This window comes from Bacillus sp. FSL E2-0195, from assembly GCF_038003645.1.
Lineage (GTDB): Bacteria > Bacillota > Bacilli > Bacillales > Bacillaceae_G > Bacillus_A > Bacillus_A mycoides.
Genome location: NZ_JBBOPN010000001.1, coordinates 4,090,120 through 4,105,403 on the forward strand (window position 1 = coordinate 4,090,120; position 15,284 = coordinate 4,105,403).

22 protein-coding genes are annotated in these 15,284 nt (G+C 35.9%); 12 read left to right on the top strand and 10 right to left on the bottom strand.

Going from position 1 to position 15,284, the window contains the following annotated elements; all coding sequences use genetic code 11:
• Positions 1-10: 10 nt before the first annotated feature.
• The gene (locus MHH59_RS21020; RefSeq protein ID WP_000816054.1) at positions 11-292 is read right to left on the bottom strand and encodes a YqhV family protein; all 282 of its coding nucleotides are present in this window, start codon (positions 290-292) and stop codon (positions 11-13) included.
• A 178-nt stretch (positions 293-470) separates the two neighbouring features.
• Here MHH59_RS21020 and MHH59_RS21025 point away from each other — a divergent pair, with 178 nt between their 5' ends.
• Together MHH59_RS21025 and MHH59_RS21030 are read left to right on the top strand one after the other, a co-directional pair.
• Positions 471-1,052: a GNAT family N-acetyltransferase gene (locus MHH59_RS21025; protein WP_002129049.1), complete on the top strand. Its 582-nt coding sequence runs from the start codon at positions 471-473 to the stop codon at positions 1,050-1,052.
• Positions 1,033-1,353: a hypothetical protein gene (locus MHH59_RS21030; protein ID WP_002129051.1), complete on the top strand. Its 321-nt coding sequence runs from the start codon at positions 1,033-1,035 to the stop codon at positions 1,351-1,353. The genes MHH59_RS21025 and MHH59_RS21030 overlap by 20 nt, the downstream gene beginning before the upstream one ends.
• A gap of 35 nt (positions 1,354-1,388) precedes the next feature.
• On the opposite strand, the gene efp is transcribed toward MHH59_RS21030, so the two are convergent.
• Genes efp through MHH59_RS21050 form a run of 4 tightly spaced genes read right to left on the bottom strand, consistent with a single transcriptional unit; the run spans position 1,389 to position 4,015 of the window.
• Entirely contained in the window at positions 1,389-1,946 is a 558-nt protein-coding gene (gene efp / locus MHH59_RS21035) for an elongation factor P (protein ID WP_002129052.1), read from the bottom strand.
• Positions 1,947-1,967: 21 nt separating this feature from the next.
• On the bottom strand, positions 1,968-3,029 hold the full coding sequence (gene pepQ, locus MHH59_RS21040) for a Xaa-Pro dipeptidase (RefSeq protein WP_002015050.1): 1,062 nt from the start codon (positions 3,027-3,029) through the stop codon (positions 1,968-1,970).
• Positions 3,030-3,033: 4 nt separating this feature from the next.
• Positions 3,034-3,474: a type II 3-dehydroquinate dehydratase gene (gene aroQ, locus MHH59_RS21045; RefSeq protein ID WP_002015049.1), complete on the bottom strand. Its 441-nt coding sequence runs from the start codon at positions 3,472-3,474 to the stop codon at positions 3,034-3,036.
• Positions 3,475-3,529: 55 nt separating this feature from the next.
• Complete coding sequence (locus tag MHH59_RS21050; RefSeq protein ID WP_002015048.1) at positions 3,530-4,015, bottom strand: YqhR family membrane protein; 486 nt, start codon at positions 4,013-4,015, stop codon at positions 3,530-3,532.
• A gap of 244 nt (positions 4,016-4,259) precedes the next feature.
• On the opposite strand from MHH59_RS21050, the gene MHH59_RS21055 reads away from it, so the two are divergent.
• Positions 4,260-5,180, top strand: a complete 921-nt coding sequence (locus MHH59_RS21055; RefSeq protein WP_002015047.1) for a DUF1385 domain-containing protein — start codon at positions 4,260-4,262, stop codon at positions 5,178-5,180.
• A 79-nt stretch (positions 5,181-5,259) separates the two neighbouring features.
• Positions 5,260-5,661, top strand: coding sequence for an SA1362 family protein (locus MHH59_RS21060; RefSeq protein ID WP_002129056.1), 402 nt, complete (start codon positions 5,260-5,262; stop codon positions 5,659-5,661).
• Positions 5,662-5,739: 78 nt separating this feature from the next.
• Here the strand turns inward: MHH59_RS21060 and MHH59_RS21065 are convergent, their stop codons facing one another.
• The 3 genes from MHH59_RS21065 to splB all read right to left on the bottom strand — a co-directional run bounded on the left by MHH59_RS21065 (position 5,740) and on the right by splB (position 8,028).
• Complete coding sequence (locus MHH59_RS21065) at positions 5,740-6,387, bottom strand: HAD family hydrolase (protein WP_033731250.1); 648 nt, start codon at positions 6,385-6,387, stop codon at positions 5,740-5,742.
• Between the two features lie 53 nt (positions 6,388-6,440).
• Complete coding sequence (mntR, locus tag MHH59_RS21070) at positions 6,441-6,869, bottom strand: transcriptional regulator MntR (RefSeq protein ID WP_001143080.1); 429 nt, start codon at positions 6,867-6,869, stop codon at positions 6,441-6,443.
• A 133-nt stretch (positions 6,870-7,002) separates the two neighbouring features.
• Positions 7,003-8,028: a spore photoproduct lyase gene (gene splB / locus MHH59_RS21075; protein ID WP_002067092.1), complete on the bottom strand. Its 1,026-nt coding sequence runs from the start codon at positions 8,026-8,028 to the stop codon at positions 7,003-7,005.
• Positions 8,029-8,184: 156 nt separating this feature from the next.
• Here splB and MHH59_RS21080 point away from each other — a divergent pair, with 156 nt between their 5' ends.
• The 4 genes from MHH59_RS21080 (at position 8,185) to MHH59_RS21095 (ending at position 10,913) form a co-directional block, all read left to right on the top strand.
• Positions 8,185-8,502: a PadR family transcriptional regulator gene (locus MHH59_RS21080; RefSeq protein WP_340852260.1), complete on the top strand. Its 318-nt coding sequence runs from the start codon at positions 8,185-8,187 to the stop codon at positions 8,500-8,502.
• A gap of 5 nt (positions 8,503-8,507) precedes the next feature.
• Complete coding sequence (locus MHH59_RS21085) at positions 8,508-9,194, top strand: DUF1129 family protein (RefSeq protein WP_002129059.1); 687 nt, start codon at positions 8,508-8,510, stop codon at positions 9,192-9,194.
• Between the two features lie 7 nt (positions 9,195-9,201).
• Positions 9,202-9,870: a DUF1048 domain-containing protein gene (locus MHH59_RS21090; protein WP_002145779.1), complete on the top strand. Its 669-nt coding sequence runs from the start codon at positions 9,202-9,204 to the stop codon at positions 9,868-9,870.
• 200 nt (positions 9,871-10,070) lie between these two features.
• Positions 10,071-10,913: a hypothetical protein gene (locus MHH59_RS21095; protein ID WP_002111777.1), complete on the top strand. Its 843-nt coding sequence runs from the start codon at positions 10,071-10,073 to the stop codon at positions 10,911-10,913.
• A 28-nt stretch (positions 10,914-10,941) separates the two neighbouring features.
• Here the strand turns inward: MHH59_RS21095 and MHH59_RS21100 are convergent, their stop codons facing one another.
• Positions 10,942-11,778, bottom strand: coding sequence for a lipoate--protein ligase family protein (locus MHH59_RS21100; RefSeq protein WP_016120796.1), 837 nt, complete (start codon positions 11,776-11,778; stop codon positions 10,942-10,944).
• A 170-nt stretch (positions 11,779-11,948) separates the two neighbouring features.
• On the opposite strand from MHH59_RS21100, the gene MHH59_RS21105 reads away from it, so the two are divergent.
• The gene (locus tag MHH59_RS21105) at positions 11,949-12,332 is read left to right on the top strand and encodes a rhodanese-like domain-containing protein (RefSeq protein ID WP_002034000.1); all 384 of its coding nucleotides are present in this window, start codon (positions 11,949-11,951) and stop codon (positions 12,330-12,332) included.
• Positions 12,333-12,367: 35 nt separating this feature from the next.
• Here MHH59_RS21105 and MHH59_RS21110 read toward each other — a convergent pair whose 3' ends face one another.
• Entirely contained in the window at positions 12,368-12,904 is a 537-nt protein-coding gene (locus MHH59_RS21110; protein WP_016100627.1) for a hypothetical protein, read from the bottom strand.
• A gap of 317 nt (positions 12,905-13,221) precedes the next feature.
• Between MHH59_RS21110 and MHH59_RS21115 the strand changes: the two genes are divergently transcribed.
• From MHH59_RS21115 to MHH59_RS21125, 3 genes are all read left to right on the top strand, one after another.
• Positions 13,222-14,199 (top strand): LacI family DNA-binding transcriptional regulator, encoded by a 978-nt coding sequence (locus MHH59_RS21115; RefSeq protein WP_340852266.1) that lies wholly within the window; start codon positions 13,222-13,224, stop codon positions 14,197-14,199.
• A gap of 98 nt (positions 14,200-14,297) precedes the next feature.
• Positions 14,298-14,879, top strand: a complete 582-nt coding sequence (locus MHH59_RS21120) for a TetR/AcrR family transcriptional regulator (RefSeq protein ID WP_003191412.1) — start codon at positions 14,298-14,300, stop codon at positions 14,877-14,879.
• A gap of 71 nt (positions 14,880-14,950) precedes the next feature.
• Positions 14,951-15,283 carry a DMT family transporter gene (locus tag MHH59_RS21125; RefSeq protein ID WP_002111782.1) on the top strand — a complete coding sequence of 111 codons (333 nt, stop codon included), beginning with the start codon at positions 14,951-14,953 and terminating at the stop codon, positions 15,281-15,283.
• Position 15,284: the final 1 nt, after the last annotated feature.

A 15,284-nucleotide genomic window follows, 5' to 3' on the forward strand; every position in this document is an offset into this window, starting at 1 on the left:
ACTCGACTTACTATTTCAACAACGCGATAAAAATGCAGCCAATTCCAAGTGCTAGAAAAAAGAGTTTCAAGAAAGAAATCTCACTTGCTACACTCGCTATGCCAATTGTCATTGTTAAAATTAATACGGTCGGTCCAACAAACGCCAACATACCATTTATAAACAATGCTTTCTTCGCATCATTCACGTAAAGCATAAGCAGAGCGGCGAATATTTCCGCGCTTCCTGAAAACAACCGAAGTAACCCCATAACAAGCACGGATGTTTCCATTGCCGCTAGCCACTGTTTCATTCTCCCACCTTCTCCCATAACAGTTACTACTTCCTTATTCTGAAAAAGAATATATTTGTACAACCATATGCAGAGGTTGTCTATTTCAGAAGTAAAAACATAATTTTTCTCTATCGACTTTATAGAAAACTGAATATTCTCATTAATATATGGTATATTTAATAGAAAAGGAGCATAGATGATGAAGCAAGTTACTTTACTACCACTCGATTTACGATATGCAAATGTGCTTTTTGAGCTATCCAGCAATCCACATGTAAAAAATGCATTAGGGATAAAAGTAGAATCAGTGGAAGATACAAAGGCGTTCATTCTTTTTGCAATTGGAGAGGAACGAAAAAAACACTCCTTATCAAGAGTGATTGTAAGTGAGGAAAATGAAATAATTGGCCTCACGACACTTAAACATATTAATTACGAACAAAAGCACTCACATATTGGAAGTTGGCTCGGCTATCAATATTGGGGAAGAGGATATAACGAATCTGCGAAAAAAGAGATCTTTAAAATCGCTTTTTTAGACTTGCAACTTACATACGTATTTGCCGGTGCTAAAACGAATAACATTCGCTCTTTAAAAGCACAAGAGAAACTATCTTACATTTCATTACATGTGGAAAAACAATTTCCAGACGTACACGCTGCTTTGGAGAAAGAAGTAAAATCACCTTGCGTACTGCATGTTGTATCATGCGAAAAATTTTCAAATTGGTTGGAAGTACAAAATGAGGGGGGAAAATATGAAAGGATTGAAAATTAGTTTAACAATTGTAGTAGAATTAGCTATTATTTATCTTTTTTCAAAAATGGTCGGCTGGTCATTTATGGAGAGCTTTTTCCTTGGCAGTCTAGCAATATTTGCAATTACGTGGTTAATTATTATGAGTACCTTTAGAAATAACAATATGGATCATGCAACGAATAAAACTTTTACCGGTATTGAAACTGGTGAAATACGCCCGTTTCAAATTGTTTTGACTCCATATATTATGGGTACCCTTTCACTCGTCACAGTTAGTTTTGCTATAACTGCAATTTACTATCTGCCCTATTTCCTATAAAAAAAGCACTCGTGATAATCACGAGTGCTTTTCTACTATGCACGAGAAACGTATTTACCTTCACCAGTGTTGATGATAAGCATTTCGCCTTCGTTAATGAAGATTGGTACTTGTACAACAAGACCAGTTTCTAATTTAGCTGGTTTTGTTACGTTAGAAGCTGTGTCACCTTTAATACCAGGCTCTGTTTCTGCAACTTTTAATTCAACTGTGTTCGGAAGTTCAACACCAAGTATTTCATCTTGGTATGTCATAATAGATACTCCCATGTTTTCTTTTAAGAATTTTAATTCGCGCTCGATTTGGTTTTCACCAAGTTCGATTTGCTCATAAGTTTCGTTATCCATAAATACGTGAGACTCACCGCTCGCGTATAAGTATTGCATACGACGGTTTTCGATGTGTGCTTTTTCTACTTTTTCACCTGCACGGAATGTTTTCTCTTGAACAGATCCTGTGCGAAGGTTACGTAGTTTAGAGCGAACGAATGCAGCACCTTTACCTGGCTTTACGTGTTGGAAATCCATTACTTGCCAAAGGGCATTGTCCACTGAAATTGTTAAACCTGTACGAAAATCGTTTACTGAAATCATGTAAAAAAATCCTCCTGTGTATTACAAAATAATAAGTTCTTTTGGTGATTTCGTTATTACTTCATTACCTTCACTTGTTACAATGATATCATCTTCAATACGTACCCCGCCAACACCTGGAATATAAATACCTGGTTCTACTGTTACAGCCATACCTGGTTCAAGTACTGTATCAGAACGGAACGCTAAACCTGGTGCTTCATGGATTTCAAGACCGATTCCATGACCAGTAGAGTGTCCGAAGTATTCACCATATCCTTTTTCCGTTATGTAATCACGCGTTAATGCATCAGCCTCACGACCCGTTAAACCAGCTTTAATACCGTTCACACCACGTAGTTGTGCTTCTAAAACAATATTATAAATTTCTTTTAATTTATCAGATGGTTCACCGACTGCAATCGTACGAGTAATATCAGAGCAATATCCTTTGTAATAAGCGCCGAAGTCTAATGTAACGAAATCTCCTTTTTCTATCACTTTTTCAGATGCCACGCCGTGCGGTAATGCCGAACGAAGACCTGAAGCAACGATAATATCAAACGAAGAAGATGTTGCTCCTTGTTTTCTCATGAAAAATTCAAGTTCATTTGACACTTCAATTTCAGATACTCCCGGGCGAATGAATGATAGAATATGCTCAAAGGCAGCATCTGCAATCTGTGCAGCTTCCTTTAATATCTTAATCTCTGAATCAGTCTTTATCAAGCGTAACTTTTCTACAAGCCCAGAAGTTGGGATGAATTCAGCTTCGATCGCTTCATTATGCGTTACGTAAGAGCTATATGTAAGAGTATCTTGCTCAAATCCTAGCTTTTGAATTCCAAGTTCTTTAACTTGTTTCGCAACTTCATCAAGAATTAATCCTGCATGCTGCACTATTTCGTATCCAACCGCTTGCTTACTAGCTTGCTCTACATAACGGAAATCTGTAATAAATAGAGCACGCTCTTTTGAAATTAGTACAACACCAGCTGTTCCTGTGAAATTCGCCATATATCTACGGCTATGTTCATTCGTTAATACGATACCGTCAATACCAGCCTCATCAAACGCACTTCTTAATCTCTCGATCTTTTCCATTACTTTATGCCTCCCTCAATTTCTCCATTAATGCAAATAACGCTAACTTATAGCCATAAAAACCAAATCCAACAATTTGTCCCGCACAAACAGCCGCCGTCACAGATTCGTGACGGAACGATTCACGCTGGTGAATGTTAGAAATATGTACTTCAATAACAGGAATCGAAATGCTCGCAATTGCATCTCGAATCGCATAGCTATAATGCGTAAATGCTCCAGGATTTAAAATGATCCCTTCATATATATCTTCAGCCTCATGAAGACGATCGATAATAGCACCTTCATGATTCGATTGGAAACATTCTAACTCCACTCCCATTTTCTCTGCTTCGTGTTTCATATCTGTTTCAAGCGTCGCTAACGTTCCTTTTCCGTATACATTTACTTCCCTAACGCCAAGGCGATTTAGGTTAGGACCATTTACGAGGAGTAACTTTTTCATTTTCTTAAAACTCCTTAATATTAAAAAATGTCTATACGACATTTTAACATAGGAATCACTTATTTGAATAGTTTGTCTTCTCGACCCCTTCTCCTCTATTTGTATTATTCGATTCGAATGCCACAGAATACGAAATAAAAACACCATATAATATAAAGATACATATTGTCGTTACAATTGTTTCTTTCGGTAAATGGAGTGCACTTTTAATAACAGGTGCCATTAGCCCCATCCCCAAAAATAATAATGCCCACCAAAACAAACCGTATAGTACGCCAGGGAATACTCCTTCAAACTTTTTAAAAAGGGCTTTATAGAGAAATGCCACTAAAATTGAAAGAAGTCCCATACAAACGATACCTAGTACATTTCCCCAAACCCCTTCTTTCCAATCTCCAAATGCAAACGGTAAAAGTAAATAGTTAGGTCCAGCTTCTGTAAATGAGAATATATGAAGGAAATACCATATACCTCCCCAAAATAAGCCACCAAATAAACCAATTTGTACAAAGTTTCTTATTGTTGATTGTTCTTGATTCACATTGACACCTCCGCTCACTAGTATGCCCGAAACTATTTTGAGGCATGTTTAAATCCTGCAAAATTTGTCTATAAAAAGAATAAGAAATGTCCGACTCTCGTAACATTTTCCCTTGTCATCTGCCTGTATTTGTCGATAAAATAAAGGAAACTCGGTGATTGTCTTATTTCAAGATGACAAAACCAAGTATGACAATTGCCTCTTTTTCTACATAAGAGAGAAACAAATACAGGTTGGTGTTAACATGGCAGAAGAGTCAAAACAAATATATGGCGGGCAGGCAGTTATAGAAGGAGTTATGTTTGGCGGTAGAGAATATACTGTTACAGCGGTTCGTCGTAAAGATAAATCGATTGAATTTTATCGTTTACCACGCGTTCGTAATAAAGCATTATCTCTACTAAAGAAAATTCCATTTTTACGAGGTATTGCCGCTATTGTGGATGCAAGTGCGAATGGAGCGAAACATTTAAACTTTGCTTCAGAACGATTTGATGTCCACCCAGAAGAAGATGAACAACTTGCAAATAAAAAAGAAGAACAATCAAAATTAACGATGGTATTAGGAGTTGCAGCAGTTGGCGTTTTATCGTTCATATTCGGTAAAGTAATTTTCACAGCAGTTCCTGCACTTTTAGCTGAATTAACGAGACCGATTTTCCCATCTCATACAGGGCAAATCATTGTCGAAAGTGTCATTAAGCTCATGCTATTATTGAGCTATATATACTTCATTTCTTTAACCCCACTTATTAAGCGGGTATTTCAGTACCACGGTGCGGAACATAAAGTAATCAATGCTTACGAGAATAACCTTCCACTGACTGTAGAAAATGTTCAAAAGCAAACTCGCCTCCATTATCGCTGTGGCAGTAGCTTTATAATATTTACAGTCATTATTGGAATGTTTGTTTATTTCCTAGTTCCTACAGATCCACTTTGGGCAAGGGTAGTAAACAGAATTTTATTAATTCCAGTTGTTCTCGGCATTTCTTTTGAAGTATTACAATTTACCAATCGATTACGAGATGTCCCTGTTTTGCGAGTACTTGGATATCCAGGATTATGGCTGCAACTATTAACAACGAAAGAACCAACAGATGATCAAGCGGAAGTTGCAATCGCATCGTTTGAAGAATTATTACGTTTAGAAAACAAACAATAATTATTTAAAAATGGTGTTCAACTCCTTTCCTCATCGTTAATATACTAATTTTAATATATGTTTTTAGGAGGTGTCCCTTATGAACGGTCGTTCGTTTACATTCGCTATATTTGTGCTTATTATCGGATTAGCAATATTCGGCCTTGTTTCATCTGTTATTACAGATCCAATGGGAGTATTGAAAAACATTGGTATCATGTTAGCTGTCGTCGGTATCTTTTACTTACTCTACAAAATGTTTACAAACTCTAGTGGTTCTGCAAATTCGCAAAGCTCATATAAGCGTGCAGCGAAACAATCGAACCGCAAACACGGGAAACAAAATGTAGCACCCCTAAGTAATTCTTTCTTGAAACGAAATGCTTCTGATGACAAGGGGAAAAAGGGTAATTCTCCATCGTTGAAAAGAAAAAGAAAACAATCTCATTTAACTGTCATTGAAGGTAAAAAAAACAAAAAGAAAGACCGTGCTTCCTTTTAGGAAATACGGTCTTTTTTATCTCAATTAGTATGGGCAAATAATCAGTGGGGATGAGAAAAGCCCCGACTGATTAAAGTTTCACTTTATATGTTGAAGTACTTCTTTCAAACTTTTATCTTTCATACTTTCGATACGAAGGTGATGGTTTTCAAATTGTAAATTTCTTGTCACATCATTAGGTACGACGACACATTTTAATCCTGCTGCAATTGCTGCTTTCAATCCATTTAATGAATCTTCAAATACAACAGCTTCCGATGGTTCAACTCCTAATTCTTCTATCGCAACTTTATAAAGAGCTGGATCTGGTTTTACTTTCTCGACATCTTCTCTCGTTTTAATCACTTCAAAATACTCTCTAATCTGTAACTCTTCTAAAAAAAGAACGACCCACTCTCTAGATGAGCTAGAGGCTAATGCGATTTTTAATCCAAGTTCTTTCGCTTCTTCTAAATATTCTTTTACACCGTCACGTGCTTTCGGTATTTTCATTTTTTCTTTATGTAAAGCTGTTACTTTTTCCTTTAATGTATGCTCATTAAACTTTTCTTTTAATTGCTCTTTTAAATATGCATAAAGCACTTCATCTGTCGTTCCAATACATTTCGCAAATTCCTCTAAAGGTAACTCGCTGCCGTATTCACGAACAGCATCTCTGAAAGAGTGAAACCATATTGTTTCTGTGTCCACAATTAATCCATCAAAATCAAAAATAATCGCTTTCATGATTCTCCCGTCCTTTTCGATTGAAATAAAAAAGGAAACGCCACACGTTCCCCTTAATTACTTTTCTCTTCATTTGCTTTTTGAACACCACGAAGTGTTTCTACTCGAACTTCATCTTGTTCAAAGTATTGTACTAAATCACCGATACGGTCAATTGATTCCCAACTTAAATGATGTTCAATTCCTTCTACATCATTATAAATTTTGCTTTCATCCACACCGATAATGCGCATAAACTGTTCTAACAATTCATGACGATATACGAGACGTTCTCCGATTTTTTTACCTTTTGATGTTAATACAAGCCCTCTATATTTTTCATAAATTAGATATTCGTCTTTGTCTAATTTTTGTACCATTTTTGTTACAGAGGATGGATGTACACTAAGCGCTTCAGCAATATCAGATACACGGGCATAACCCTTTTCATCAATCAACAAATAAATTTGTTCAATATAATCTTCCATACTAGGGGTAGGCATCGGTTTCCTCCATCCAATTTCATTTTGCTTATTCCGTACGAAGCAATCAATAAAATGATACACCAGAAAGAATAACGTGACAAGGTGGAAACGAGCCTAAATATATAAAACAAAAAAAGAATCCAGATTCCCCTTATGTAAAATATTGAATTTCTGCATCGGGAAAATACTCATATATATAACCTCGTATTGTTTCTTCCAATACTTCTGCATCATCCTTTTGATATACATATTTCCCAATACCGTATCGTCCCCATTTATATTTCCGCTTCTCTTCATCCATTTCAAGTTTCGTATTCGGATAACGTTCTTGAATGACTTTTTTGGCTGGTTTCGTAAAACGATGTTGAATTAATTCGAACGTTAAATTTGGTATCGTCATGTCTTTTAACTCATTGTACAATCGTTCAAACAATTCACGGTACCCTTCTTCCCACCCTTCATGCATATAAATTGGCGCAACAATAAAGCCAAGAGGATAATTAGCCCCCGCTACTTTACGAGCAGCCTCAATTCGCTCTTCAAATGGCGATGTCCCTGGTTCAAAATTTTTAATCACATAACGTGAATTAATACTAAATCGAAAACGCGTTTTCCCATTATGCTTTGCATCTAATAAATGATCAACATGCGAATATTTCGTAACGAAACGTAAACGTCCATGTTCACTTTCTCCGATAAACTCTATCGCCCGCTTTAATGCATGTGTCAAATGATCAATTCCAACGATGTCTGATGTACACGCAGCTTCAAATCTTGTTATTTCAGGGGCCCTTTCATCCATATATTGCTTTGCCTTCTCAAAGATTTCATCTAGATTCACATACACCCTTACGTAAGGTTTACTCCCAAGTGTCGTTTGCAAATAACAATAATGACAATGTCCCATACACCCTGTTGCAAGCGGAATTGCATATTCAGCTGAAGGTTTTGATGTATCGAACTTTAACGTCTTCCTCACCCCAACGACAAGTGTTGCTTTTGCATTACGATACTTTTGCAATTCATTTTCCCCTGGAAAATTTCTAATTTGATTGTGTGATGTCGTTTCACGAATTTCTAATCCCATCTTCGTAAACTTCTCATAAAGCTCTTTTCCAAGCGGATATTCGAGTGCCCTCGGTTCAAAGTAAACGAGTTTTGGCATAAATGGTTTCATGTGCTTCCCTCCTCTCGTTAGTATGGGAAGCACATGAAAATTAACACAGATTAAAGTTTTCCACTTCAGTAACTTGCGTTGCAAGTTACTGACTGTTATAATTTAGATAACAGCTACCTTGCAACGCAAGTTACCTGGATAAAAGGTGGTGAAATCATGCACAGCCAAATGTTAAAAGGTGTACTAGAAGGTTGCATTCTATATATCATTTCACAAGAAGAAGTGTACGGATATGAACTAAGTACAAAATTAAATAAACACGGCTTTACATTCGTAAGTGAAGGAAGCATCTATCCTTTATTGTTACGCATGCAAAAAGAGAAACTTATTGAAGGAACATTAAAAGCTTCCTCACTCGGTCCAAAACGAAAATATTATCACGTAACCGATAAAGGATTAGAACAGCTTGAAGAATTTAAAAAAAGTTGGGGAATGGTTTCAACGACGATAAATAACTTATTACAAGGGGAGTGATAGGGATGAAGGCGCAAGATTTAATCGAATTAAATAATCAAAAGCGTAAATTATTAAATGCAGAAAATGAAACCACCTATAGTGACATGTTAATATACATCCGCCTAGCTAAAGTGCCAGAGTACCAAGCAGAAGAACTGCTAATTGAAATTCTAGATCACCTTATTGAAGCCCAGCAAGAAGAAAAAAGTGCTTACGATATTTTTGGCGACGACTTACAGGCGTACTGTGACGAGCTAATTGCTGCTCTACCGAAGCAAAGTTTATGGGAACAATTATCGATTCCTTTATTTATAACTAGTTACCTGTTAGCAATATACTTTGCTATTTCTTCCGTAATTGCATTGGTATTTCCCTTATTTTCAAATGAAGCACGTTTTAAATTTGTACACATTGATTTCATTTATCTGCTCGCATTTATCTTGTCGGTACATCTTATGATACGTTTTATTTTCGATTTTATTAACACTGATTTATTTAAAAACACAACAACTATTTGGAGGCATATAGGAAGTTTTTTAATACGCCATAGCCTATGGATACTATTAATCGGTATTTCCTTTTCATTTATAAAAAAGCCCTATACTACTTTGCAAATTTCACCTTGGATTGGCGCTTTACTTGCCATCTCTTGCTATGCACTATATAAACTTTTCTTCAAAAAAGAATACTTAGAATTTAAAAAGGAGTAACGAGGTTATGACCGAAAAAGAAATGGTTAAGTTAAACAATGAAAAAAGAAAATTATTAACACCTGAAAACGAAGCTGCTTATGGTGATATGCTTATTTATTTACGCTTTACTAGCGTTCCGCAAAAGCAAATGGAAGAACTGCTTTTAGAAATATTGGATCATCTTTTAGAAGCCCAAGAAGATGGTAAAAATGCACATGATATTTTCGGAGAAGATTTAAAAGCTTACTGCGACGAATTGATTAACTCTTCAGAGCATCAAAATTCTTTCCAACAAGCTACCGTTATTGGATTTGCAGTTAGTTTATTATTAGCTATTCAAATTGGATACGATACATTTACTACTCTTATGCAAAAACTATTTACAGATACAAACACTTCAGGAATTCCACTTAGTATTCCTGGAACAATATTATCTGCTATCGTTTTAACAATTGGTGCTTTCATAACTTTTTCGTTATTTAGACGTTTTTCTTTTACAATACTGGTTTCCTGGAAACAAAAAGCACTCCTCTTATTATCAGTGTTTATACCTTTTATCTTATCAGTTTTTTCAAACGTATTTTTTAAAACACAACCATACTTATTTTATAATTTGTCTATTTGGCAAGGTGCTCTTGTTACACTTTCTTTTTATATTCTGTACAAATTTTTATATAAAACATCTAAATTTTAACAGCCTTTCAAAAGGCTGTTTTTCTTCTGTCTAATTTTACAAATTGAAAAATTTCATAAAGAAAATAAGAAAAATGCAAAATAATTAAAGTTAATTGTTGACGTGATGCTTTTATTATCGGTATCATAAATCTTCGTGAGCAATTATTTTTCGTTATACGATTTTTTTATTATTACTGAATTTTTGAGAGGAGAAATTAGATGTCAGTTAAGAAGAAAACGCAAGTACGCACCGGCAAAATGGTACGTGAACTAATGTTAGCAGACGAAGATGTAAATGCTTCGCTAATTATGGTATACAGTGAAAACGGTGTAAACGCAGAAATTAAAATCGAGGGCTTAACGCCGAAATGTAACGAAGAATTATTTTTGAGCGGAAACGTGGATTGGAACAAGAGTGTTATTTATAAAATTGTTGATTTCACTGGGAACGCGGAAGTTGGTAAAGTTACATTAACAGCGATGAATAAGAACAATGTTTCTCTAGAAATTGAACGCGTTATGTGGAGCAAAGAAAATAAAGAAGCTGCTGAGCAAGAAGAAACAGTTGTAGAAGCTACTCCGAACAAAGAAGTAGTTGTAGAGGCTCCTAAAGCAGTTACACCCGCTCCTAAACCTGTTATGCGTGTAGAAACACCCGCTATAACACCTAAGCCTACTCCGGTACCAACGCCGAAGTCAGTAAGTGTTGAAGCAGCTGTAGAACTATCTACTCCAGCACCTGTGAAAAAAGCAGTACCTACTCCAGTTACAAAGCAAGAGACAGCACCGGTTACTCCTGCAAAACCGAAGCAACCTGCTTTGACTGAAACAAATACAAAACTACAAGAAAATTATGTTAAACTTGTGAAAAAGACAATTGAAGTTTGTCAAGATTACGAGCTTGGCATCGACATAGATGATTCTATTGAAGGATTAAAAAAAGAGCTACAAAGCCAAGGTATTAGCGTTACATTCGACAAAGAAATTATGGACGTTGTAAATCGCCTTCGTTCTTTACAAGATAAAGGAATCAAAGTAGAAAAAGTACTTAATTTACTATAAAAATAAGGAGATGGCGGTCGCCATCTCCTTATTTTTTATAATTCCATTCATTACTTTCATACTTCTCTTTTGCTAAAGTTTGAACTTCATGAAGCTGTTCTTCTGTTAGTTCATACGGCACAAGCTCTATATCTAAACCTTTTTCAAATCCAGTTTCAAACGCTTTAATTAACTGTTCAATCGTAAATGTACGGTCTGTCAACTCATTAATCGCTACCGCTTTAGAAGAAAACATGTTTTTCATACGCTCTTTTACACGTTCATTCGGGAATAAAAATAGATCGTATAACTCATCTAAATCTATTTCTAACGGAATAGAACCGTGCTGTAAGATAACACCTTTTTGACGTGTTTGAGCACTACCTGCGATTTTTCTTCCTTCAACTACAATTTCATACCAAGATGGTGCATCAAAACATACTCCTGAACGCGGATTTTTTAAATTCTCACGATCCTCTTCTGTTTTCGGAACTGCATAATACGCTTCTAATCCTAATGCCTTAAAACCGTCTAATAAGCCTTGCGAAATAACGCGGTATGCTTCTGTAACTGTTTTTGGCATATCCGGATGATCTTCAGACACAATAACACTGTACGTTAATTCTTTATCATGTAGTACACCCCTGCCGCCTGTTTGACGACGAACGAATCCATATTTTTTTTCGTTAACTACATCCATATTTATATCTTTTTCAACACGCTGGAAATACCCGACTGTTAATGTTGGTACTTCCCATTCGTAAAAACGAATTGTTGGTGGCATTTTCTTTTCACTTTGCCAATTTAATAAACATTCATCTAACGCCATATTAAATGCTGGTGAACATTGACCAGAGTTAATATAACACCATTTTTCTTTTCCCATCCTGCACCTCATATAACCAATTATTTTTCACATTCTCTAGTCTACCAAATTCGACAAAATTTGTGAAAGAATACGAAATTTCTTCTTATATACAAATGAATCTGTTGCATAAATACATATGGGCATTATAATATTGAAAGTAGGATAAGAAAAAAGGGAGCGATAGAATCGTGTCAACAAACTTGATTATTATACTAGCCGCAATTGCAGCATTCATCGGCTACACTGTATGGATGTATTTCTATCAGAAAAAATTAATTAAAACACTTTCAGAAGAAGAATTTCGCGCTGGCTACCGTAAAGCACAGCTTATCGATATTCGCGAAGCAGATGAATTTAACGCGGGACATATTTTAGGTGCGCGTAACATTCCATTATCACAAATTCGCCTTCGCCACAAAGAACTTCGCCAAGATCAACCGGTTTATTTATATTGCCAAAGCGGATTCCGTACAGGTCGTGCAGCTCAATACTTAAAAAAACAAGGCTACACAGATTTCTACCAATTAAAAGGTGGATTTAAATCTTGGTCAGGCAAAATTAAAAAGAAATAACATACAAAAACTAGCTGCACGATACAGCTAGTTTTTTATTCCATATTGTTCGCAATGTACAGTAGATTTTGTTTAATCACATCTTCATCTTTCTCATCTACATTACGATATAATAGCTGATATTCAATCCCCTTCTCTTTCCATATAAGCGTAGCAAATTCGTCCCCTCGCTCGTAATCATCCTTATTTTTAAAATAAGCAGGTGCTCCATTATTCAATTTCATTTGTTCTTGAAATCGATTTTCTTCTACGAGGTATGGAAAACTGTAAGAAAAGTTGGCCACTGTTAATTCTATATAATCGTGCCTTCCTTTCTCTTGTTGCTTATATTTAATCGTTAAGACAGCATTCTTCTTTCCCATCGTTCTTACCTCTCCCTGCACATCACTCGTAATGTCATAAGGTAAAAACGTTGGAACTTTAAACTTCGCCGGAAAATATTTTGGAAGTTCCTTTAGCGGAATCGGATCAGTAACACGGTCCTTAGCCCCTCCTGTTGTTCCTACAAATGTTTTTTCTTCTTGCATCGTTTGCTGAAATGAACATGAGCTAAGTATTACACTAGAAAACACGAAACAAATGATTCCTTTTTTCAATTTGTTTCCGCCCTTTCATACCGCTCTCTTAACGAGTGAAGCGTTTATACTCTCTACTATTCGCTTCGTTATCAAACGCCTCCTCCGAAAACTTTCCACGTTATTCTCACACATTCTGACAAAAATTCTTTGCAGACATACAAAAAAGACCCCACTATTCTTACGCCCAAATAAAAAGGTTACGCGAACAACAGAAGTCATGCTTATAACATAGATTGTGAAAAGCTTTTCAGGTCAAGATTTTTTTCATTCTTATCATTTTCCCCTTATAATTAAGGAAAGAGGTGATACATATGGCCAATATAAAACAAATTGCAAAAACTGCTGGTGTATCTATATCAACTGTTTCTCGTGTCCTTAATAATCATCCTTACGTAAAAGAGGAAAAACGTAAGCGTGTTTTAGATGCAGTTGAAGAATTGAACTATGCAAAAAATATAAATGCTATCCATTTAATAAAGGGTAAAACATATACAATTGGCGTTATGCTACCTTTTATTAATCTTCCGTACTTTAGCACGATCATTGAAGGAATCGGAAACGAAGCGTTAGCAGCTGGATATCATATTAATTTATGCCAAACGAATTACGATAGTATTGAAGAAATTCGCGTTCTTGAAATGATGAAAATGAAGCAATTTGACGGGATGATTATTTGCTCTCGCACGAGTTCATGGGAACAAATTGAACCGTTCGCAAAATTTGCCCCTATTATTTCATGTGAAAAAATGAAACACCCCCTCATTTCATCTGTCTATGTAGATCATTACGAAGGATTCCGCCTTGGTACTTCCTATTTACTCAGTAAAGGTCATGAAAAAATCGGCATTTGTTTAGCAAGAAAAACAAGTGCTAATTCACTCGATCGTGAAAAAGCTTTCGCCGATACTCTTCGTCAAGAAGGAAAAACAGTGCACCCTGATTGGGTTTTTCATCAATGTTATACGATGCAGGACGGGGCAAAAATACTTCATCGTATTTTAAACATGAAAAATCGTCCAACCGCTATTTTCACAGCGAACGATCAAGTAGCTGCTGGTTTATTAACAGAGGCAAAAAAACATGGCATTCGCATACCTGAAGACCTCGCTATCCTGGGATTTGATAACCATGAAATTTCAAAAGCATTAGAAATTACAACTATTGAGCATCCCGGGCTGACAATGGGATCACGTGCTTTTTCTTTATTTCATAAACAGATACAAAACGAACACATTATTGGAAACTCAGAAGAACTTTCATTCCATTTAATTGAGCGAAAAACAGTCTAGAAAAGAGTGCCAACCATAGCACTCTTTTTTCAGTTCTTCACCTATTGACTTTATATTTTTTATCTCATATAATGAACCTAACGAACGGTAGGTAGGGGATGAAAATGACAGCAAACCGCATTAAAGCTGTAGCACTTTCTCATTTCGCACGCTACGGCTATGAAGGAACTTCATTAGCAAATATTGCTCAAGAAGTTGGGATTAAAAAACCATCGATTTACGCACACTTTAAAGGAAAAGAAGAGCTATATTTTACATGCTTGGAATCCGCTCTTCAAAAAGATTTGCAAAGCTTCACAGGCGATATCGAAAATTTTTCAAAATCGTCTACTGAAGAATTGCTCTTAAATTTGTTAAAAGGCTATGCAAAACGATTTGGTGAAAGTGAAGAATCAATGTTTTGGTTACGAACTTCTTATTTTCCGCCGGATGCATTTCGCGAACAAATTATTGATAAAGCGAATGTACACATTGAAAATGTCGGAAAACTTTTATTCCCTGTGTTTAAAAGAGCAAGCGAACAAGATGAACTGCATAACATTGAAGTAAAAGACGCTTTGGAGGCTTTTTTATGCTTACTTGACGGCCTTATGGTTGAACTACTATACGCAGGTTTAAATCGTTTTGAGACACGTTTAGAAGCTTCTTGGAAAGTATTTTGGCGCGGACTTTCAAACTGACGGATTGCTCCTTTGCAATGCGTCGTTTTTAAGCCCTTTACCTAACGACTGGTAGGAAGGAGAAATGACATATGGCATGGATTTATGTAATCATAGCTGGTATTATTGAAATCTTTTGGGTTATTGGACTTAAAAAAGCGGAGGCACCACTTGAGTGGGCTGGTGTTGCTCTATTAATTACAATTAGTTTCGTCTTATTATTTAGAGCATATAAAGATTTACCTGTCGGCACTGTATACGCAGTCTTTACAGGAATTGGAGCTGGTGGAATCGTTCTTACAGAGATTTTCATCTTCGGAGAACCTTTCTCTATCGTAAAAGTATTATTAATTGGTTTAATCTTCTTCGGAGTAATCGGCTTAAAACGAGTAACAGAAGAAAAAGAATCGAAGGAGGCTGCATAAA